This window comes from uncultured Litoreibacter sp. (assembly GCF_947501785.1).
Lineage (GTDB): Bacteria > Pseudomonadota > Alphaproteobacteria > Rhodobacterales > Rhodobacteraceae > Litoreibacter.
In genome coordinates, this window is sequence record NZ_CANMXB010000001.1 from 1,246,992 (window position 1) to 1,265,521 (window position 18,530).

Genomic DNA, 18,530 nt, shown 5'->3' on the forward strand with positions numbered 1-18,530 from the left:
GAGTTCCTTTAGTCGATCATTTTCTTGTAGGCGGCTTCGTCCATGTAGTCGTCCATGGGGCTCAGATCGGAGGCCTTCATCTTGAAGAACCACGCGCCTTCCATGGGGTCGTCATTGACCTTTGAGGGTTCATCGCCCAGCGTCTCGTTCACCTCGACAATCTCGCCATCCAGCGGCGCCAGAATGTCTGAGGCCGCTTTGACGGACTCGATCACAACGATTTCGTCATCCTTGGACACGGTGGTGCCCACATCAGGCAACTCCACAAACACCACGTCGCCCAATTGCGTGGCGGCGTGTTCGGTGATGCCCACGACGATCAGGTCGCCCTCTTCGCGCAGCCACTCGTGTTCTTCTGTAAACTTCATCTCTTATCTCCCTGTTATCGTTTGAAATTCGCTGGCACAAAAGGCAACTTTGCGACCTGCAGTGGCAGCCGTTTGCCCCTCAGTTCGCCATATATTGTCGTGCCGATAGCCGCCTGTTCGGTGGCGACGTAGCCCATGGCGACGGGGTGCCCCACCGTCGGACCAAATCCCCCTGAGGTGATGGTTCCGATTGGATTGGTGCTGTCTTCCGAGGCAAACAGCTCAACCCCCTCGCGCATTGGCGCGCGGCCTTCGGGCCGCAGCGCGACGCGTTTGCGCCCCGCGCCGTTCGCCATTTGCGCCAGAATGATGTCAGCGCCCGGGAAACCGCCCGCGCGGTCGCCCTCGCGGCGGGCCTTTTGGATTGCCCAAGTCAGTGCGGCCTCGCTTGGCGTGGTTCCAGTGTCAATATCATGGCCGTAAAGGCAAAGCCCGGCCTCCAAGCGCAAGGAGTCGCGAGCGCCGAGGCCGATTGGTGCAACATCTTCATGCACCAGCAAGGCGCGGGCAATGGTTTCTGCCTGATCGGACGGGACCGAGATTTCGTAGCCGTCCTCACCCGTATAGCCGGAGCGGGAAACCCACGCTTCGACACCGTTCACCTCAAGTGTGGCCACCTCCATAAAGGACATGTCAGCGGCCTTTGCATCGAATTGGGCCAGCACGGACTGTGACGCCGGGCCCTGCAATGCGAGCAAAGCGCGATTGATGATTTCTTCAACTTTAACAGCGGGTTCGAGGGCAGCTTTCATACGAGCGATATCCGCCGCCTTGCAGGCAGCGTTCACAACCACAAAAACATGGTCGCCGCGATTGGCCAGCATCAGGTCATCATCAATGCCGCCTTGCTCATTGGTGAAATAGCCGTAGCGCTGCCGATTTTCGCCAAGGGTCCAGATGTCAACGGGGATCAGCGATTCCAAAGCCAATGCGGCTTCTTTGTAGGACGCGCCTTTGACGACCACTTGCCCCATATGGCTGACGTCGAAAAGACCAGCCTTTTCGCGGGTGTGCTGATGTTCTTTCATCACGCCCATGGGGTATTGCACCGGCATGTCGTAGCCTGCGAACGGCACCATCTTCGCCCCAAGCTCTAGATGCAGCCCGTGTAGCGGGGTCTTCAGCAAATCAGACATAGATCGTCCGCCTTCTCTCAGGCCGGCGTGATTTTTCTTTGAAAAATCGTCCGGGCACCATTTGGTCGCGAGCATGCCCGCGCTTTGGTGCCCCCTCTGTCCTTTGGCCTGAGATCGTTATCCCTTCGGCGGACGCGTTTGGCGCCTCTCTCCAGAGTCTTTCTACGTCGCACGCCGGTCCCTGTGGCCTGAGAGTTTCCGGGGCGGTTGCTCCTTCGGCATCGACTTTCTTGGTCGATTCTCCCGTCGTGTACGACGGTATGCTTAGCAGGTTTCCGATACGAAACAAGACAGTTTTACGAGAGCCATTTCCGCACAATCGGCGCGCCAATGATCACCACGACAATTCGTGTCAGGTGATGGGTCACCACAAAAGCAATATCGGCCCCCGCCACAATTGCCAGCACCGTCATTTCGGCCTGCCCGCCCGGAGAGAACGCCAACAACGCCTCGGTCTCCGGAGCGAGGCCCAGATGGATCACGATTTCAGCAAATGCCAGAGACAGCACACCGATCAACGCCGTGTAGCCCACGGCTGCCAACACAACGCGCGACAGTTCCGACCATGTAATGCCCACATATTTGACGCCAACAGCCAACCCGATGAAAAACTGTGCCGCAAGAATGGCCTCCATCGGGGGGCGGGAATGGATCAATCCGGCAAGGCTCGCGATGGTGGCCAGGATCAGCGGCCCAAGGATAGAGGCCCCGAACAGCCCAATGCGTTTGGCCCCTAGCCAACCGACAATCGCGATGATCACCATGTATAGCAGCTCCAACGGCGGGATGTCCGCGGCGGGCTGGCCAATAGGCTGATCCATACTGAGGCCCAGAACGTAGGTCAGCGCCACGGGCAGAGCGCTGACAACGATCAGCACCCGCGTGGCATGGATCAGCGACAGATGCCTGACATTGCCGCCAGCCTCTTCGCCGAAAACCAGCATGTCTTGCAACCCGCCCGGCATCGCACCGTAATAACTGGTGGCGGCGTCAAATTTGCACAGCTTTCGGAAATACGGGTAACCCACCAGCCCAATGGCCAGTATGAATGGCGGGATCAGCGCAATGGAAACCGCCATATCGGGCAAGCGCGCGGCGACATCCGGCGTGATGGATGCACCGACAGCCACCCCCAAAACCGTGCGCATCGCGTCCCCAATCAAAGGCGGGCCACTCAGGCGCACGCCGGCAAGCGATACGATCAGGCAGGCAAACATCGGCCCCAACAACCACGGCAGCGGCAGGTCAGCTGCGATAAACACCACGACCCCAATTGAGGCCGCGACCAGCGCGACAAGGATGCGGGTGATCATTGGGGCCTCGGAAGATGTTAGGACTACGGGCAACATACGCCTTTGTCTGGCCCGCTGCAAAGCCCCAAACAGCTAGCGCGCGAGCTTGCGGATGCCCCACCACAAAACGCAGGACAAAAGCACACTGACCAACAGGATGGGCCGCGCCACCAAGGATAGCTGCGCCGCCTTTTCCAAGGTGTATCCCAGAAAGGCCAACACGCCGGTGCTGCCGGCCTCGGCCACACCGAGCCCTCCTACCGATATGGCCAAGACGCCAATGAGATTTAGTCCAGCCAACATAATGAAGACATCACCCACCGGGAATGTGGCCCCTGCTGCCGCGTATGCGCACCAAAGCGCCGCCCCGGCAGCGCCCCAACTGGCCAGCGTCAGGGTGGTTCGGTGTAGTTGCGCTTGAAATGCAGTGGGGCCTGACAGGTTTGGGCCTGACAGGCCAAACCGGCGCAAGAGCGCGCGCAGTGGTGCCACCAATTGTTCGGCCATCAGGCCGCCGCCGATAAGTGCGGCGCCCAGAACACCGATCAGCGGCGTCATATGCCCCCCGACGGCCAGCCCAAGACACCCCAATCCCGGCAGAACAAGCAGGTCGCGCAACCGCGCCATGCCGATGATACCCGCCCCCTTCGCGATGTCGGTGCCGACAAACCTTTTGGCCAGCACCGGGAAGCCGATATCGCCGAGGCCGGAGGGGACCGCGGTGAACAGAAACTGATGCCTCAGGCTGAGATCAATCCATGCGCCAAGCGGGCGCGGCTCCGGCAATGCCGCGATCACCCGGTAGTTCAACGCCCGCAAGGCCAGCGTGAGCATGGAAAACAAGACTGACAGCGCGACATAGTGCGGTGAAACCCTCGCGAAATCCGCCCATCTCAGGTCGGCGAATTTTGCAAGGATCGCCACCAGGATGACTGCGACCACAACGCCCAACAAGATGCGATTGCGGCTAAAGGTCATAGTCGAACCGTCTGGCGGCGTCGCCGCAGATCCGGGGCGCTGCTGCCTTGTCAAACTCTGCCCCTGAAGGTGGGGCCGGATTTGCACGGGTTTCAAAGAGGGACCAGTCAATCTGGGAAGGCCGCTCCAACCCCAAAGTGTCAAAGAGGGCCATCACCGCCGCCTCTTTCGTCACCAGATCGTCGGAAAAAAGATCCTCGTAGCGGATGTGGACATAGGCCTGCGCTTTGCCCTCAAGCTCTGCGATGCGGGTGTTGCACCATGCCCATCTCGCCAGATTACGTTCATAGAAGGACCAACCGGCCCACCCGTCCGGGCGGGGGCTTGGGTAAGGTTTGGCGAAGGGCACATAGTCGATGAACCAGCGAAACTTGGTTGACGCTTTGAACACGGTCATGGACCGCGCCCAGCCAGCGGGTTCACGCGTTATGTGGACCACCCGAATGGGCCGCTTGGGGTCGGGCAATAGATCTGTCATGGCACATAGGAACGGGTTCACCTCAATATAGGTGCCATGCGCCTTGTCGCGCCGTGCGCGGGCTGCGTTGAACCAGCGCGCCAGACCGTTATGGCCGATGCCCCAATCGTTGCGCATATTGGCCAGCATCATCTGTCCACGGGTTGGCTTTGGCTCATGCTCGGCCACGGCATCCGGCGCGTATTCGGCCAGCAACTTCTCCAGGAACACGGTTCCGGTCCGCCCTGCGGACAGGATGTAGCGCCAAGGCTTAGTCTCGGACGTCATCCCGCGCAGGCCTCGAACCTGCCGTCTGCCGCAGGGATGAAGGACATATCGCCCATGGGTTGGCGGGTGCCAAAGGCGGACAGCTGCGCCTCTACTGCGTCATCAAGCCAATAGTCACGATAGACGATCATTTGCACATCGTATTGCGCCAGGATCGCGCACCGCGTTTCTGTATCGGTCGCCGCGTCAAAGAAAGCGCGGTTGTTGGTCTGACGTTCCAGCATGTCGGCGACTTCCGCAAACAGGCGCGGGATGGCCACCACCTTCAGCGAGGTTGCCTCCATCGGGAAGGCGGTTTGCAGATGCGCTATGACGGTTGAGCCCTCGGGCACCAGGGAGACAGCGAAATCAGAGGCGGCGAGAATGTCCCTGCTCCATGTGATCGGCTGCGCGTCGATCTGGCCGGTTTCCAGGAAGGTGCGCGACTTGGCGTAGGCATTGCGCCCGTTGGTGATGTTCAGCAACAACCCGAGCAACAAGGCGACAACAATCACCGCGCGCAATGCGTGCCCGGCCCGGCCCAGTGCGGTCTGTGCGGCCGGCGTCAGCAAGAAGCTGACCAACCCCAATTGCAGGAAAACCACCAACAACGGCACCACACGGACGCTGACCCAATTGTCCTTCGACAACAGAAAGACGAAACCTGACAGCAAAACCGCGACGGAGAGCAACAGCTCGTATCTGGGACGCCCCGTGCGGAGATCGACCAGACCCAGAACGCCCAACAAAGACAGGCCGAGTGTGACCAGAATATAGGGGATATTGTCGAGCGAGTAATTCAGGAACCGCACGGCCGAATGCCCCTTGCGCACCTCCGGGTTCAGCACATAGGCCACCGGGTCGAAATACATCCAGAATTGCGACAGGTAGAGCCCACCCAACAAGAAGGCGCCGAGCAGCAGCCTGCGACCCAGCCCCGCCTGCCCCGCGAACAGCGCAAACGCAAGCGCCCCGCCGACGGCAAACAACCCTTGCAGCTGATGCGTGATGAACAACGCCGCGCTGATAAGTGTCAACAACACACCATAAAGCAGGAAATATCGCGGTGACCGCAACGCGCGCAGCGTCAACCACCAGCTGATGAACCCAACGCCCAGCACAATGCCGAACGGGTACGATATCGAATAGAGGAAAGTCGCAATGGTGTGGTAGCCGGTGTGGTTGACGCCCAAAATCCACGTCCCGAAAAACGTCACCAGCATCAATGCGGGCGCCCAGACATGGCGCCAATACTCCTTGGAAAACAGATAGAGGCCAGCCAACACGGACAAAGTTGACGCAATGGCCGAAATGGCAATCGCGCCAAAGGCATCGAGCCCCAGCGACCGCGCCATAATCGCGACGGAAACTGTCCAGGGGGAGAATGACCGGGACGGATCATCGGTGGCCACATGGGGGTTCAGCGCATTAAATGGCGCTGCAATGAGTTCACGGTAGACGGCCAGGTGATGCCAGATATCGCGTTCATAGGAGACGACGGACGCCAAGTGGGTGGCCGCGTAGCACGTCACGGCCATGAAGGCGGCCGCAAGGCCAAAGAAGACCAGATGGGGCAAAGCAGCAAGGACGCCCCGCCCTTTACCCGAAACCGTTGAAAAATCGGACATTTGCCCCGTTTCCATTGTTGACTGCATTTCCTCAATGTCCCGCATTTGCTCGTTATTGTCTCGCGGAACTTACCAATAGAATTGTCAACATTAAGGCGGACAAACCGGTTTCGAGCCATAGATTGGCCCATTTTTGTAAATAAACCTTGCCGAAACGAATATCTGGTGGAGTAGGCAAATGGCACATCTTGGGAAAGAGATGACGGAAGCGGAGATCGACGCGCATGTTGCGGTTGTGATCCCGTGTTTCCGCGCGGCGCGTTCCATTGGTGACGTCGTGGCCTCGGTCCCCACCTATGTGAAAACGATCGTCTGCGTAAACGACTGCTCCGATGACAACATGCAAGAGGTGCTTGACGAAATCGCGGGCTTCGACGCGCGGGTCAAGGTCGTCTCGCATGTCAAAAACAAGGGTGTCGGCGGCGCGACGGTTACCGGCTATCTGCGGGCGCTGAACGAAGGCGCGGAGATTTTGGTGAAAATTGATGCTGACGGCCAAATGGATCCTGACTTCATTGCCCCGCTCATCGCTCCCATATTGGAGGGCGACGCCGACTACACCAAAGGCAACCGGTTCTTTGATCTCGAAGAATTGCGCTGCATGCCGACCGTGCGCCTTGTCGGCAATGCGGGGCTGTCGCTGATGACCAAAATGACCACCGGCTACTGGGATCTGTTTGACCCGACCAACGGGTTCACGGCGCTGCATGCCAACGTGGCGCGGGTGCTGCCGCTGAAAAAGCTGCATCAGCGATATTTCTTCGAGTCTGATCTGTTGTTCCGCCTTTCAACCGTCCGGGCACGCATTGTGGACGTGCCAATGGCGCCAATTTATGGCGACGAGGTCAGCAACATGAGCGCGGTGAAGACGCTGCTATCCTTCCCGTTCCTGCACGGTCGCAACCTGTTCAAGCGGATCGTCTACAACTACATCTTGCGCGGTTTTTCTGCCGCGTCGCTCAGCCTCATCGTTGGGTTGCCGATGATCCTGTTCGGGCTCATCTTCGGCATCGACGCATGGGTAGAAGGCGCGCGGACCGACACGCCGGCCACTGCCGGTACGGTCATGCTCAGTGCTGTCCCACTTTTGGTGGGATTTCAGCTTGTGTTGAATTTCTTGCAGCATGACGTCGCCTCCGTGCCGGGACGGGCCATCCACAAGCGTGTCGCGCGTCTGTCGGCGCTCAAGTCAGCGCGCGCACCGGAGGCAGAGATCACCGACCTCGCAGCATCACGAAACGCCGCCAGCGAGAAGAAGCGCGCCTAAAGGCGGCCTTCTTCGGTCAATACGTTACGCGCGACGCGAAAGCACTCGACCCCCTGCGGCACCCCGCAATAGATCGCGATGACGTGGATGATTGCGCGAATTTCCTCGACGCTGACACCGTTGTTCAATGCGCCTTTCAGATGCAATTCCCATTCCGCCATCTTCCCGAGCGCGCCAATCATGGACAGGTTCATCATGGAGCGGGTCTTGGCGTCTATGACATCGTCGCCCCAGCCAAACCCCCAGCACCAGGAGGTCATCGCCTGCTGAAACGGCAAAGTGAAGTCATCCGCGGCGGCAAGGTTCTTTTCGACATAGTCAGCGCCAAGCGTTGCCTTGCGTTGCTCTAGCCCCTTCAGGAACAGATCTTCATCAAATACGCTCATAACAAGCCCTTTCGTGCAGCCATTGGCGGGCATCGCGTTGCCACCATGAAGACTTGCCGCACAAGCAGGCGCGCCGCAAGATGTCGTTCGTAGATCGTTACAGGGCGCGGCTGCTTCCGAAAGCATGCCTGCCGCCCAATAGACTGAGGCGAAACGGCGCAACACTCTGGGAGGGACAGCCATGACATTGCCAAAGACGATGAAGGCCATGGTAACCGAGGGCCATGGCGGTCTGGACAGAATGGTGCTGCATACGGACTGGCCGAGGCCAGAGCCCAAGGAGGGGGATGTTCTGATCCGCGTGCGCGCCTGCGGGCTGAACAACACCGACGTCAACACCCGTTCTGGTTGGTATTCCAAGGCCGTTACCGAGGCCACCACAGGCGACGCGTATCAGACCGTCAGCGACGAAGACCCCACTTGGGGCGCCGCGCCCATACAATTTCCGCGCATTCAAGGGGCCGACATTTGCGGCGAGATCGTCGCGGTCGGAACCGGCGTTGATCAGGCCCGCATTGGTGAGCGCGTCATTTCTGACAATTGGCTGCGAGATCCGGCGGACCCCACCAACAAAAGCAAAACCGGGTATTTCGGATCAGAGCGGGATGGCGGGTTTGCGGAATACACGACCATCCCGGCGACCAACGCGATTGCGGTCCATTCTGACCTGTCTGATGCCGAACTGGCAACGTTCAGCTGTTCCTATTCGACCGCCGAAGGCATGCTCACCCGTGCGAATGTTACCGATGCTGACACTGTGCTGGTAACAGGCGCATCTGGCGGTGTCGGCAGCGGTCTCGTGCAGCTGGCCAAACGCCGGGGTGCCCGCGTTATCGCAATGGCATCGGCCGCGAAACATACCGACGTTGCTGAGTTTGGGCCGGACGTTTTGATTGACCGCAGCCCCGCCGACCTGCGGGCCGCTTTGGGCGAAGAGAAAATTACCGTCGTTGCCGACATAGTTGGCGGAGACTACTGGCCCAAGCTCATCGATATCCTGGAACGCGGCGGGCGCTACACCTGTTCGGGCGCGATTGCGGGGCCAATCGTGGAACTTGACCTCAGAACATTTTATCTGCGCGACCTGACCTTCACCGGATCAACGGTCATCGACCCACAAGTCACCCGAAACCTGGTGGGCTACATTGAGGCCGGCGCCGTCAGACCCGCGCTTGCGGCGACCTACCCGCTGGAAGAGTTGCACGCGGCGCAAACGGCCTTCATTGAGAAACAACACACAGGAAACATTGTGGTCCTTCCATAGGGTCTCGGTCAGGCGCGCTTGCGCGCGAGCTGCGAAAGCCGACAGGAACAAAACAAACGCGGCCTTGCCATCAAGCTGCAATTCAGAATTTATGTAGGGACTGTGCTAGAAAACAGGCAGGAGGCCCGAAATGGCAGGTAAACCAGCAGCGCGCGTCGGCGACATTGGATCGGGTCATGCCTGCCACTTTCCGCCGAGTCCTGCCACAAGCGGCTCGCCGGATGTCAATGTGAATGGGATACCCGCCGTCCGCCAAGGCGATCCCTACGCCCCCCACGGCTGCGGCCCTTGCCCCGCGCCGCCACATGGCCGCGCATTGGCGTCGGGCAGCGCGACGGTTTACATCAACGGCAAACAAGCAGGGCGCGTGGGTGACCCGATTGACTGCGGCGGAGCCGCGGCGGCTGGCTCGCCAAATGTGAATATCGGACAAATGCGCCCCTCTGTGCCGACCGTGGCCGCCGCTGGGCTGAACACCACAGGCTTCCGCAGCGTCTCCCCCTTGGGTGACGGCGAATGCGACAAAGAAGCCGGCCGCAATGAGTGAAACCATGCCGCACTATGTGCTGGCGGATTTGACCCTTGCCGATCCTGCCCAAAAAGACGCTTTGAGCGCATTTCCTGGCTTCGACCAGGCAGCCCATATTGGCGATGCCCCCAACTTGCTGGCCTTGCCCGTGGCACCCGGCGATGAAGCATCAACCCATGCCTTGGTCGCAAAAGGTCTGGGCATCTTTGTTGCCTCCCATTTACCCCTGAAGGACCTCGCGACGCGGATCGGAGAGCGGCTTTATTACTTTCACCCGGCCACCGGGCGGCTGGGCAGCTATGCGATTTGCCTGCCGGTGATCATGTCCTTTTTCCTGCTGAATGCAGGCCCCGCACTTGCCGCCCATTTGACCCATGACATGTCGCGGATCGTTGCCCGTGGTTATCAGGACACCATCTTCAGCTTTTCCATTCAGGACCAAGCTCTGCAGGCCAAATTGATGCAACCGGCCACCGAGAACGGGTTGCGCGAAGAACTGACCCTGCCTGATGCCGTACGGGCCATACCGGTCAAACAGATCGAAAACAGCGGCTGGGTAGTGCATGCGTGCGACATTCAGAACGCGTCCGACGCAAAAGCGACCTATGGCACCTTCCCTGAACTGACCCAGGATTTTGTAGCGGCATTTGAGTTGTTTCAGCGACGCCTTTGCGTCCGGCAACTGGCCCAGCAGGAAGCGCAATATCTAAAGTTGCCTTTCAGCGTGGAACTTGAGGATCAGTTGTTGGCGACAGCGCGGCGCTGCGGGTATTGGGATGACCTTCCGTTCAGCTCATTCGCCTACAGCTATCTCATACTTGGGCAGCAGAGCATGGAGGATAACCCGAACTTCAAATGTGACCCTGACACGCATCCGAACCGCGCGCTCTTTGACATCGAAGGCATTCGCACCATGAGCGCCGATATCCGCGTCCGTAACTTGAAGAAGTACGGACCGGACTGGGACAAAGAAGGTTAGCCATGGCGCAGGACTACAGCACGGATGCACTGGGCCCCTTTCGGGAATACGCGGTCCCCGATGTCCCGCTTGAGGCGTTGTCACGCAAACAGTTCCAATGCCCCCAAGACCCAAATCTCTACCCAACGCATCCAGCACAGGACAACAAAACCTACCACGTGGGCGATCGCGCAAGATACAACGCGCGCGAACTGGACGCACGCGACGAGGAATGCGTCTTGTCCCAAATTGGGGACCGTAGACCCGGCGCGGGTGGCAACCGTTCACAGGCTGCTATCGACCGGGTCATCCGACGGGCCGAAGAAACGGGCCGGCGCATCCCATGCCAGCAGGCCGATGTCGTGCTGAGATATGTTCTGTCAGACACCTACATCGACGCCTGCGGCAACTACTATCGCGGTGTGAAGGCGCTGGATTTCCTGGGAAGTTACGAAAATATGGGGACCTTGTTCTCCCCCGGGCGGGTGCAGTACCGCGTGCCAGGATCCCAGTTCAAAGAGTATTATGCCGGACAGACATATGCTGTGAAGCATACTGACTTCCTGTTTCTTGCGGACCTGCTTCCCGGCGACATGGAAAAAATCACCCGCGGCCGGACGGCAGCGCAGTCGACCCATACGCTGGACGGGGCCGGTCGCATCTTTACCTATACTGGCCCCCATAGGTAGCTGGAGCACTGAGCTGACTAAGGCGACAAACCGTATCACGAACCCACTGACGCATGCCTGATGGTGAACTCGACACGCAAAGCCGGCCCCCTCACCTTGCCCACCAAGGCCATTTGGTGTTGATCATGGCCTGCCTGTTGCCGCATCACTGCTTCATTTTCCCGAGCCCACCAAGTGCAAGGATACAGCCGCGTGACCAATACCCTCTATGACGCATTAATCGCCCCGCATGAAGCAAATGGCTCTGCGTTTCTGGTCGGCGACGATGGAACCACGCTGACCTATGCAAACTTCATGAAACGAAGCGCACAAATGGCAAATCTGCTTGTCGCCGCTGGGGTATCTCCGGGCGACCGCGTGGTTGTACAGGCACCAAAACTGGCCGACACCGTAGCGCTCTTTGCCGGAACGGTTCAGGCGGGTGCAATCTATCTGCCGCTTAACACCGCCTATACCCATGCCGAGCTGCGGTACTTCGTCGAGGATGCCAGACCGGCATTGATCGTGTGCGATACCAAAGACGAGGCCGCGGTCACTGAGATTGCAAAGGGCGTCGACGCGCGCGTCCTGACGCTAGCCGGCACTTCTGGAAACCTAAGCGCGGCTGCCGACGCTCAACCAGACAAGTTCGCCACCGTGCCTCGAGCACCAGATGACCTTGCGGCGTTGCTTTATACCTCTGGCACCACGGGTCGGTCGAAGGGCGCGATGCTGTCGCACAAGAACCTGCTGTCCAATGCACAGGTCTTGACCGATCTATGGCGCATAACCTCCAAAGACCGCCTGATCCACGCATTGCCAATCTTTCATACGCATGGGCTGTTTGTGGCAATGAACACCGCGCTGTTGGCGGGGGCAGAGGTGCGGTTGATGGCTGGTTTCAACCTGGATGCCATTCTTGAAGAGCTTCCCCGATCCACACTGATGATGGGGGTCCCGACATTCTATACGCGCCTTCTGGAATATCCCCGTTTCGGTAAATCGCTGACGTCTTCGATGCGGCTGTTTATCTCTGGCTCCGCCCCTCTTTTGTCCGAGACGCACACCACGTTCGAGGCCCGCACCGGGCATCGCATTCTGGAGCGCTATGGAATGACAGAAACGAATATGATCACGTCGAACCCGTACCAGGGCGACCGGGTGGCTGGCACTGTTGGGTATCCGCTGCCCGGCACCGAAGTGAAAATCACTGATCCCGACAGCGGAGATATCCTGCCTGTGGGCCAAACCGGCGTTATTGAGGTGCGCGGTGACAACGTGTTCCAAGGATATTGGAACATGCCAGAGAAAACCGCCGAGGAACTCCGCGCAGACGGGTTCTTCCTGACCGGCGACCTCGCGACCCAGGACGAAGACGGTCGGATCACGATCGTAGGGCGCGCAAAGGACCTGATCATCTCGGGCGGCTACAACATCTACCCCAAAGAAATTGAAGATGTGCTGAACGAAATCAACGGCGTGAAAGAGAGCGCCGTTTTTGGCATACCTCATGCGGACTTCGGGGAGAGCGTCGTTGCGGCGGTGGTGCCCCAAGACGGCACAGCCCTTGATGTCGAACTTCTCAAAGCCAAGGTCGAAACCCAACTGGCGCGCTTCAAGCATCCGAGGCGGTACATCCCCATGCACGCCCTACCCCGCAACACCATGGGCAAGGTGCAAAAGAACGTGCTGAGACAAGATTTTGGCGGTTAGCAATTGGACCGGCTTCAGGTCGGCACCACCGCGCGAAAGGACTGGTCTAATTGGCTTATTTGACCGTCACCAAACTAACCAGCACCGCTGTTAGGATCCCGGGAAGGGGACGCCGAACAGCGGATCCGGAAAGCGCGGCTGGCTTTGCCGGTATGAGCAATCTATGCGCCGAAAACTGTTCCGACGCTCGCACGCCATGACAACTGTTGCGGCTTGGGTCATCACCCTCCAAGCCGCCGCAATTCTGTCAGGCGCGATCTTGTTCATGGTCAACTCTGCAATGGGCTGATGCTGGACCCAGAACAAAGTCTAGGCGAATTGAAAGGTTCATCCTAACCGGACCTTCACCCTGCATTCACTATGCCGCGGTTGCAGCCCGCATTCCGGGCTTTCGCCGCACACGTGACATCACGAGCAACTCAAGCTCACGCAGCGCGGGCTTGCGCCGAGGTGATCTTGAATTCTGTCCCCCAAGGATCGATCAAATATCCGGAGGTGTGGCTTTCGGGCGGGGCCAATAGCTCGACACTCGCGAGTCCAGTGTTTCCTTTCGAACGAAAATTTGCCCCTTTGGAGTACCACTCATTCGCGGCAAGGTGGTGGTGATATCCTCCGGACCCAAACCAGCGCGCGGAGGGCTGCGCGAAAGTCTGAACCATCCCAAGCTCTCGCGTGATGAACTGCGCAGCTTCACTCACATCACCGACACGAAGATGGACATGCCCGATGGCCGTCCCTTGTGGAGCGCCTTCCCATCCGGCGGCACTTTCTGCAAGTGAATTCAGGTCAAGTGGGCGCGTGGTCATCTGTACCATGTCGCCCTCTCGCTTCCAGGCGTCACGGGGCAGGTCCCGATAGATTTCGATGCCGTTGCCTTCCGGGTCACTTAGGTAAAGCGCCTCGCTAACTCCATGATGGGATGCGCCGTCAAGCTTCACGCCCCGCTCTGCGGCATAGATCAGCCACCCGCCAAGGTCTTGTTTGGAAGGCAGCAGAAATGCCGTATGAAACAGCCCGGCCTCTTTCGGCAAGGGTTTGGCGTCGCGATCTTGGCGCAGCTCAATCAGTGTGCCGGTATCATTGCCCAGTCTGGCGGTCTCACCCGTGCGTTCGATCAGTCCCAGCCCGATCACGTCTTCATAGAAGGCCGCGGTCATATCCAAATCGCGCACCGTCAGGGCGACCTGACCAATCGAGATAGGGGCGTCTGAGGTTGCCATGTTCTTTTCTCCTACGTTTCAGCTTGTGACGAACTTAGCGATGGTCATTCACCCATGAAATGGCGATAAATAGGAGTATGTATCGCTCAATTGGAGATAATAAATGGACCGTATTGATGGGATGCAGAGCTTTGTGGCTGTCGTAGACACCGGCTCCTTTGCCGCAGCCGGGCAACGCCTCGGAATTTCCAACAAGTTGGTAAGCAAGCGAGTGGCGCAGCTTGAGAACCACCTCGAGATGACCCTGCTACACCGCACAACACGATCTATGTCGCTGAGCCATGAGGGCGAGCGTTACCTTGAAGGTGCGCGGCGAGTCCTGGCCGAGCTGGAACAATTGGAATCCGAGTTTGATGGCTCAGCAGGTCTAAAAGGCGTTGTACGCGTGGCAGCGCCCATCACTTATGGAGACATGGCAGTAGCGAAAGCCGCTGCCCGGTTCGTAGAACAGCATCCAAACGTAACAGTCGAACTTGACCTCTCCGACCGCTACGTCGATCTAGCCAAAGGTGGGTTCGACATCGCCATCAGAATTGGCTCCCTCAGCGATTCAAGCCTGATTGTCCGCAAACTCGGAGAAACCCAAATGAAGGTCGTCGCTACGCCATCCTATCTGGCGACATACGGCACACCTTCCCACCCAGCAGAATTGTCCAATCACATTTGCATACGCGACGCCAACAACCCCGACCCAAATCGTTGGCCTTTTCAGATCGAGGGTCAGACGGTGCAGGTGCCCGTCTCCGGCCCTATCCTCGCAAACAGCCCTTCCGCGTGTCTTGTGCCAACCCGCGCAGGTCAAGGCATCTTCATTTGTCCGGATGTGTTTCTTGCAGATGACCTGAAAGCCGGAAGGCTGGTTGACCTTTTTCCCAAGTTCCACTCCCGCACAATTCCAATCCAAAGCGTCCAATTGCCATCGGCCTTTCGGAAACCGCGCGTGAAGGCGTTTGTTGAACTCATGCGTGATGTCATCAGGAACCAAAGCACCACAGCCTCACCAATGGCCCAATTCTGACCTTCGCGGGTCGCGCCTGTGTCATGTGGCCAGACCCATCATTCCAGACCTTGCTGCACAAGCAAAATTATCTGAACCGCGGTTGCGCTGGATGCAGATCGAAATTGCCGTTGGTCGCGATGCAACCAACGGCAGATTTTCATAGCAGACGAGTTGCCATGCCGCCATCAACGGCGAGCGGAGACCCCGTCACAAAACTGGATCTGTCGGACAACAAGAACAATGCAGATTGGGCGATTTCTTTTGGCTGAGCCATCGGTTTCATGGGGTGTAGATTGGCGATGAAATCATGTGTCTCAGGATCGTCGCCTGCCATATCGGTCATCGTTCCGCCAGGCAGTATGGTGTTAATGCGAACGCCATTTGCCGCATGATCTGACGCCAGAGATTGCATGAGCCCAATCAAGCCGGCCTTTGAAGCGGCGTAGGCACCCATTCCGGGCATACCCCCGTTGCTGAAACCAACAAAGGTGCCCGTGAACACCATGGATCCTCCCCCACGTCTCTCCAGCGCCGGAATCTGAGCCTTTGCCGCGAAGAACGCGCTGGTTAGGTTCGTCGCGAGCACCGACTGCCAAGTATCTGAATTCATTTCAGGAATTGGCCCTATCTCACCCAAAACGCCCGCGTTGTTAAATGCGCCGTCAAGTCCGCCAAACCGCTTTTCGGCCAGGTCGACAAGTTGTCTGGAGTAAGTTTCGTCAGTCACGTCACCCGCGAGGCAAACAGCGCTCCCATTGCTTTGCGTGATTTGCCCGACAAGCGTTCTGAGTTGGGGTTCACGGCGGGCGCCCAGCACGACATTGGCCCCTTCCGCAGCAAACACAAGCGCTGCAGCGGCTCCTATGCCGCTACTCGCCCCGGTGATGATGATTGTCTTGTCTTTCAGTTCCATGGCCATGCCTTTCCAAATTTGCATGCCGAACAGATAGGGAAAGAGGTATGTCATGCTCGACCCGTTTCCTGCGCGTGTTGAGCATGCAGAATCGAAATCGCAAGAAACGGATCGGCTCATGGCCTGCTAGCTAAGGCTGCCGTTCTCGCGCAGAGCAGCCTTCAACAATATGGGCTCAAAACGGACGGGGTATACGGATCAAAAAATCCCTCGAAGGCAAAGCTTTGAGAGGTGCCCGGGCGACGTCCTGAAAAAGAAGACATTTCTGAGTTGTGCGCGCCTTCGACAGTTAGATCTCCAAATCGAGCCTTGGCTTCCAGAACGGGCGAAACAGCTCAATCTTTGGGCAGCGATTCATGACGACCTTCAGGCCCGCGTCTTCGGCCAGTTTTGCGGCGGCATCGTCATAGACGCCGATCTGACCCCACAAAACCTTGGCACCGATAGAGATTGCTTTCTCGGCAAACCCGTACAGCTCTTCTTTGGGTCTAAACACGTCGACCATATCGACCGGCTTATCGATCTCTTCGAGCGAACGGTACACTTTGAGCCCGCGAATGTCTTTCAGCTTGGGATTGGGATTGACCGGCAAAATATCGTACCCAATCTCGCTTAGCTGGCGCAACACGCCGTAGCTGAACTTGGTTTTGTCCGCACTGGCCCCGACCATGGCGATGGTTTTGACTGACTTCAGGATGTCGGCCAAGTACTTCGGATCATAATCATAGATATGGTCTATTTCGGCCTCTGGCATCTCAGGGTCCTTTCGGGCTGGCGATATCCGCCTTGAGTTCGTGGGGCTCCAGCGGATCGAGAAACGGGTTGCGGTAAAGCTTGCCATGGCTTTCCACCCCGATCTCCAGTGTGATGTCACAGGTCGCCCGCGCGACGCACAAGATGACATAGCCATTGTCGATCTGGCGGTTGCTCAGCGCGACTTGGCGGCGCTGATCCACTTTGCCATCCGTCAGCTTGGCCGCGCAGGTGATGCAACCGCCATATTCGCAACCGTAGGGCAGATCGACGCCCTGTTGGCGCAACTGCTCCAACAGCGGACGGCGATCATTGACCGCGTATTGCGCGTTCTCGCGGTTGGCCAGGGTAACGGTGTGAGTGGTCATAACCAGATGTCGCTTGTGCAATCGCCACCGGGATAGCGCGCCTCGTGGCAGCGGCTGGGGCCATTTGGTTCTTTACCAAAATCAACGATAAAGTCTGGATTGATAACCATGCCCCCATTTTCCGGATCGCAGTCGATCTGCACCATAACACCGCCTTTCGTGCGGATTTCCGGGTAGAACTGGTTGTCCCAGGTGCTGAACAAGCTGGTGGTCACGTATAGCCGCCGCCCATCAAGGCTCAGCTGGAACATCTGCGGCCCGCCTGCCACATCTACGCCATTAACCTGCGGGGCTTTGCCCAGAAGCCCGCCCATAAACACCTGCCCCGTCAGCACCGGATTGTGCGGATCAGAGATGTCGTATTGGCGCATGTCGCCATGCAGCCAGTTATTGAGATACAGATATTTGTCATCCATCGAGATCAGGATCGCGCTCATCACACCGGGCAAAGGGATCGGCCAATCGGGATGCATCTCGTTTTCCACGTCAATGATCTTTTCCCACTGCCATTTGCCGCCCTCTTTCCACCAGTGGATCACATTGGTGCTCAGCGCCGCCCCGCAAAAGCCGTGCGTGCTGTCGGGGTCGTGATGGAACTTGACCTCCAACGGCAACAGCCCGTCTTCGCCAAGATAGAAGCTTTCAACCGGCTCGCGCTTTTCGAAATCCCAAAAATGCAGCTCGCGCCCGTATTTCAGGTGGCCGACTTCTTCCAGATCAAACCCCGGCATGAATGTATTGGGCGCGGCCCATTCAGAACTGACCATGATGTTGTGACGCGGCTGATACCAGAAATCATAACCGAACTTGATGTCGCCCATCGAGTTTTCCCACCGACCTACAATCTCGAAATCCTTGTTGAGATGCAGATAGCCGCCCGGGGCCTCACCCTTGGCATTGCCCAGCATCGAGATGATGATCTCGGAGCCCAGGCAATGCACGGTGTGGGGGCCGCTCAAGTCGGTCTTGGCCTTGATCTCAGCCCCATCGATGACCTTGTGCAAACGCGGCGCGCGCGGATCGGTGGCCGTGTCCACGATATGCAAATTGTTCGACCGCACGCCGGGCAAGATCAGATATTTGCGCGACATGGAGCCATCGTCAAAACAAGACGAGCACGCATTCCAGCCCATGTGATGCAGCTCATCCCCGATCCCCGGCATCTCAAGCCGGTGGATCACCTGGCTGTAGGTCGGACTGTCCGGGTCAACATCCACCGTCGCCAGATAATCCGGCTTCTGAATGCCCGTCCCGGTATAGATCGCAATGGTGTAAAGCAGCGTCTCCCTTGGCGCTTCAATCGCATCCGCAGGAGAAGCGTAACCCGGCCCACAACACTCTGACATTTTCCTCTCCTTAATTCGC

Annotated in this window: 20 protein-coding genes and 2 riboswitches; of the genes, 8 read left to right on the forward strand and 12 right to left on the reverse strand. The window is 58.2% G+C overall.

Features of this window, described 5'->3' with window-relative positions:
• Positions 1-8: 8 nt before the first annotated feature.
• From gcvH to Q0899_RS06140, 6 genes are all read right to left on the reverse strand, one after another.
• A complete protein-coding gene (gene gcvH, locus Q0899_RS06115) occupies positions 9-368 on the reverse strand; it encodes a glycine cleavage system protein GcvH (protein WP_298356923.1) in 360 nt (119 codons plus the stop codon).
• Between the two features lie 14 nt (positions 369-382).
• Positions 383-1,504: a glycine cleavage system aminomethyltransferase GcvT gene (gene gcvT / locus Q0899_RS06120; protein WP_299191555.1), complete on the reverse strand. Its 1,122-nt coding sequence runs from the start codon at positions 1,502-1,504 to the stop codon at positions 383-385.
• 86 nt (positions 1,505-1,590) lie between these two features.
• Positions 1,591-1,669, reverse strand: a riboswitch (glycine riboswitch).
• Positions 1,670-1,760: riboswitch (glycine riboswitch) on the reverse strand.
• A 40-nt stretch (positions 1,761-1,800) separates the two neighbouring features.
• Positions 1,801-2,817: an AbrB family transcriptional regulator gene (locus Q0899_RS06125; protein WP_299191557.1), complete on the reverse strand. Its 1,017-nt coding sequence runs from the start codon at positions 2,815-2,817 to the stop codon at positions 1,801-1,803.
• A gap of 72 nt (positions 2,818-2,889) precedes the next feature.
• Complete coding sequence (locus Q0899_RS06130) at positions 2,890-3,774, reverse strand: lysylphosphatidylglycerol synthase transmembrane domain-containing protein (protein WP_299191559.1); 885 nt, start codon at positions 3,772-3,774, stop codon at positions 2,890-2,892.
• Positions 3,764-4,519: a hypothetical protein gene (locus Q0899_RS06135; protein ID WP_299191561.1), complete on the reverse strand. Its 756-nt coding sequence runs from the start codon at positions 4,517-4,519 to the stop codon at positions 3,764-3,766. The genes Q0899_RS06130 and Q0899_RS06135 overlap by 11 nt, the downstream gene beginning before the upstream one ends.
• Positions 4,516-6,126: a hypothetical protein gene (locus tag Q0899_RS06140; RefSeq protein WP_299191563.1), complete on the reverse strand. Its 1,611-nt coding sequence runs from the start codon at positions 6,124-6,126 to the stop codon at positions 4,516-4,518. The genes Q0899_RS06135 and Q0899_RS06140 overlap by 4 nt, the downstream gene beginning before the upstream one ends.
• A gap of 178 nt (positions 6,127-6,304) precedes the next feature.
• Here Q0899_RS06140 and Q0899_RS06145 point away from each other — a divergent pair, with 178 nt between their 5' ends.
• Positions 6,305-7,393 (forward strand): glycosyltransferase family 2 protein, encoded by a 1,089-nt coding sequence (locus Q0899_RS06145; RefSeq protein WP_299191565.1) that lies wholly within the window; start codon positions 6,305-6,307, stop codon positions 7,391-7,393.
• On the opposite strand, the gene Q0899_RS06150 is transcribed toward Q0899_RS06145, so the two are convergent.
• Positions 7,390-7,779 carry a carboxymuconolactone decarboxylase family protein gene (locus tag Q0899_RS06150; RefSeq protein ID WP_298290121.1) on the reverse strand — a complete coding sequence of 130 codons (390 nt, stop codon included), beginning with the start codon at positions 7,777-7,779 and terminating at the stop codon, positions 7,390-7,392. The two genes, Q0899_RS06145 and Q0899_RS06150, sit on opposite strands and share 4 nt — an antisense overlap.
• Before the next feature lie 181 nt (positions 7,780-7,960).
• Between Q0899_RS06150 and Q0899_RS06155 the strand changes: the two genes are divergently transcribed.
• The 6 genes from Q0899_RS06155 (at position 7,961) to Q0899_RS06180 (ending at position 13,200) form a co-directional block, all read left to right on the forward strand.
• Positions 7,961-9,043, forward strand: a complete 1,083-nt coding sequence (locus tag Q0899_RS06155; RefSeq protein ID WP_299191567.1) for an alcohol dehydrogenase family protein — start codon at positions 7,961-7,963, stop codon at positions 9,041-9,043.
• Between the two features lie 130 nt (positions 9,044-9,173).
• Entirely contained in the window at positions 9,174-9,590 is a 417-nt protein-coding gene (locus Q0899_RS06160) for a PAAR domain-containing protein (RefSeq protein ID WP_299191569.1), read from the forward strand.
• On the forward strand, positions 9,583-10,551 hold the full coding sequence (locus tag Q0899_RS06165) for a hypothetical protein (protein ID WP_299191571.1): 969 nt from the start codon (positions 9,583-9,585) through the stop codon (positions 10,549-10,551). The genes Q0899_RS06160 and Q0899_RS06165 overlap by 8 nt, the downstream gene beginning before the upstream one ends.
• Before the next feature lie 2 nt (positions 10,552-10,553).
• A complete protein-coding gene (locus Q0899_RS06170; protein ID WP_298356898.1) occupies positions 10,554-11,219 on the forward strand; it encodes a hypothetical protein in 666 nt (221 codons plus the stop codon).
• Positions 11,220-11,411: 192 nt separating this feature from the next.
• Positions 11,412-12,911: a malonyl-CoA synthase gene (locus tag Q0899_RS06175; protein WP_299191573.1), complete on the forward strand. Its 1,500-nt coding sequence runs from the start codon at positions 11,412-11,414 to the stop codon at positions 12,909-12,911.
• A gap of 163 nt (positions 12,912-13,074) precedes the next feature.
• Positions 13,075-13,200 (forward strand): hypothetical protein, encoded by a 126-nt coding sequence (locus Q0899_RS06180; protein WP_298293343.1) that lies wholly within the window; start codon positions 13,075-13,077, stop codon positions 13,198-13,200.
• A 136-nt stretch (positions 13,201-13,336) separates the two neighbouring features.
• Here Q0899_RS06180 and Q0899_RS06185 read toward each other — a convergent pair whose 3' ends face one another.
• Complete coding sequence (locus tag Q0899_RS06185; RefSeq protein ID WP_299191575.1) at positions 13,337-14,131, reverse strand: VOC family protein; 795 nt, start codon at positions 14,129-14,131, stop codon at positions 13,337-13,339.
• 103 nt (positions 14,132-14,234) lie between these two features.
• Between Q0899_RS06185 and Q0899_RS06190 the strand changes: the two genes are divergently transcribed.
• Positions 14,235-15,149 (forward strand): LysR family transcriptional regulator, encoded by a 915-nt coding sequence (locus Q0899_RS06190; protein WP_299191577.1) that lies wholly within the window; start codon positions 14,235-14,237, stop codon positions 15,147-15,149.
• Positions 15,150-15,288: 139 nt separating this feature from the next.
• On the opposite strand, the gene Q0899_RS06195 is transcribed toward Q0899_RS06190, so the two are convergent.
• The 4 genes from Q0899_RS06195 to Q0899_RS06210 form a co-directional block, all read right to left on the reverse strand.
• A complete protein-coding gene (locus Q0899_RS06195) occupies positions 15,289-16,044 on the reverse strand; it encodes an SDR family oxidoreductase (protein ID WP_299195259.1) in 756 nt (251 codons plus the stop codon).
• Positions 16,045-16,333: 289 nt separating this feature from the next.
• The gene (locus Q0899_RS06200; RefSeq protein ID WP_298290098.1) at positions 16,334-16,798 is read right to left on the reverse strand and encodes a CoA-binding protein; all 465 of its coding nucleotides are present in this window, start codon (positions 16,796-16,798) and stop codon (positions 16,334-16,336) included.
• Between the two features lies 1 nt (position 16,799).
• Positions 16,800-17,165, reverse strand: coding sequence for a 2Fe-2S iron-sulfur cluster-binding protein (locus Q0899_RS06205; RefSeq protein ID WP_299191580.1), 366 nt, complete (start codon positions 17,163-17,165; stop codon positions 16,800-16,802).
• Positions 17,162-18,511: a selenium-binding family protein gene (locus tag Q0899_RS06210; protein ID WP_299191582.1), complete on the reverse strand. Its 1,350-nt coding sequence runs from the start codon at positions 18,509-18,511 to the stop codon at positions 17,162-17,164. Before Q0899_RS06210 ends, Q0899_RS06205 begins: the two co-directional genes overlap by 4 nt.
• Positions 18,512-18,530: the final 19 nt, after the last annotated feature.

Bases quoted from the DNA above. Each gene is read 5' to 3' on its own strand.
- gcvH (WP_298356923.1), bottom strand. From the start codon at position 368: ATGAAGTTTACAGAAGAACACGAGTGGCTGCGCGAAGAGGGCGACCTG.
- Q0899_RS06155 (WP_299191567.1), top strand. From the start codon at position 7,961: ATGACATTGCCAAAGACGATGAAGGCCATGGTAACCGAGGGCCATGGC.
- Q0899_RS06185 (WP_299191575.1), bottom strand. From the start codon at position 14,131: ATGGCAACCTCAGACGCCCCTATCTCGATTGGTCAGGTCGCCCTGACG.
- Q0899_RS06150 (WP_298290121.1), bottom strand. From the start codon at position 7,779: ATGAGCGTATTTGATGAAGATCTGTTCCTGAAGGGGCTAGAGCAACGC.
- Q0899_RS06200 (WP_298290098.1), bottom strand. From the start codon at position 16,798: ATGCCAGAGGCCGAAATAGACCATATCTATGATTATGATCCGAAGTAC.
- Q0899_RS06140 (WP_299191563.1), bottom strand. From the start codon at position 6,126: ATGTCCGATTTTTCAACGGTTTCGGGTAAAGGGCGGGGCGTCCTTGCT.
- Q0899_RS06130 (WP_299191559.1), bottom strand. From the start codon at position 3,774: ATGACCTTTAGCCGCAATCGCATCTTGTTGGGCGTTGTGGTCGCAGTC.
- Q0899_RS06125 (WP_299191557.1), bottom strand. From the start codon at position 2,817: ATGATCACCCGCATCCTTGTCGCGCTGGTCGCGGCCTCAATTGGGGTC.
- Q0899_RS06165 (WP_299191571.1), top strand. From the start codon at position 9,583: ATGAGTGAAACCATGCCGCACTATGTGCTGGCGGATTTGACCCTTGCC.
- Q0899_RS06145 (WP_299191565.1), top strand. From the start codon at position 6,305: ATGGCACATCTTGGGAAAGAGATGACGGAAGCGGAGATCGACGCGCAT.
- Q0899_RS06170 (WP_298356898.1), top strand. From the start codon at position 10,554: ATGGCGCAGGACTACAGCACGGATGCACTGGGCCCCTTTCGGGAATAC.
- gcvT (WP_299191555.1), bottom strand. From the start codon at position 1,504: ATGTCTGATTTGCTGAAGACCCCGCTACACGGGCTGCATCTAGAGCTT.
- Q0899_RS06135 (WP_299191561.1), bottom strand. From the start codon at position 4,519: ATGACGTCCGAGACTAAGCCTTGGCGCTACATCCTGTCCGCAGGGCGG.
- Q0899_RS06180 (WP_298293343.1), top strand. From the start codon at position 13,075: ATGCGCCGAAAACTGTTCCGACGCTCGCACGCCATGACAACTGTTGCG.
- Q0899_RS06160 (WP_299191569.1), top strand. From the start codon at position 9,174: ATGGCAGGTAAACCAGCAGCGCGCGTCGGCGACATTGGATCGGGTCAT.
- Q0899_RS06205 (WP_299191580.1), bottom strand. From the start codon at position 17,165: ATGACCACTCACACCGTTACCCTGGCCAACCGCGAGAACGCGCAATAC.
- Q0899_RS06210 (WP_299191582.1), bottom strand. From the start codon at position 18,511: ATGTCAGAGTGTTGTGGGCCGGGTTACGCTTCTCCTGCGGATGCGATT.
- Q0899_RS06190 (WP_299191577.1), top strand. From the start codon at position 14,235: ATGGACCGTATTGATGGGATGCAGAGCTTTGTGGCTGTCGTAGACACC.
- Q0899_RS06195 (WP_299195259.1), bottom strand. From the start codon at position 16,044: ATGGAACTGAAAGACAAGACAATCATCATCACCGGGGCGAGTAGCGGC.